Origin of the sequence: Robertmurraya korlensis (genome assembly GCF_023715225.1) — a bacterium.
In the GTDB taxonomy this organism is placed as follows: Bacteria; Bacillota; Bacilli; order Bacillales; family Cytobacillaceae; genus Robertmurraya_A.
In genome coordinates, this window is record NZ_JAMBNS010000042.1 from 1 (window position 1) to 779 (window position 779).

General features: G+C 42.2%; 1 protein-coding gene. It reads left to right on the forward strand.

Annotated elements, in window-relative coordinates:
- Positions 1 to 779, forward strand: a 779-nt coding sequence (locus tag M3175_RS23980) for a hypothetical protein (protein WP_251524513.1), incomplete at both ends; no start/stop codon positions are given.

Below are 779 nucleotides of genomic sequence, written 5' to 3' on the forward strand. Positions count from 1 at the left end.
GTGCTACTACGGTGTTAGGTGTGGATCCAACCGTTAGTAATAATGTCGCAAAAGTCAGCAAAGCATTACTAGTATCAAGTGTCAATCCCTTTGAGTTAGCGGTAGGTAACAAAATTAGCGTGACTGCGGTTATTGCAGATGCAAGTAACGGTAAATTAGACGGTGTACCTGTTAGCTTTGTGTTACCTGCACTTGATCAAACAGGTATTGCTAATCTGTCAGGCTCTACCGTAACTACCAATTCTAATGGTGAAGCAGTAATTAACCTAGAGATTAAATCATTAACGGCTACCCAACGTAGCTATCTAGCAACCAATGGTTTAGTGGTTAAAGCAACTGTACCTAATGGCACGACTATCGCCCCATTAAAAATTTCAGCCAAGGACGTTGCTACACCTGCTACTGTGGAAACAGTTTCAGTGACCGCTGATAGCAACAACATTATCATGGCAGCAGGTAGTCACGTGAAAGTAACTGCGGTTGCACTGGACAAAAATTTTGGTGGCCTAAAAGGTCAGGTATTAACAGTAAACATTCCCAACCCATCCTTAACAGGAGTCTATAATCTCAGTGGCTCTACAATCACAACGGATGAGAAAGGTGAAGCGGTTATTGATTTGGAAGTTAAGTCACCTCTAACAGAGGCCCAAAAACAAGCCTTAACCAGCGGTCTAAACATCACAGTCACCTCGCAAAATGGTAAACAGGGTGATATTAAACTTGCGGCAAAAGCAGCTAATGAAGTCTCTGTCAGCAGTGTAACCTTAACTAGTGATAAT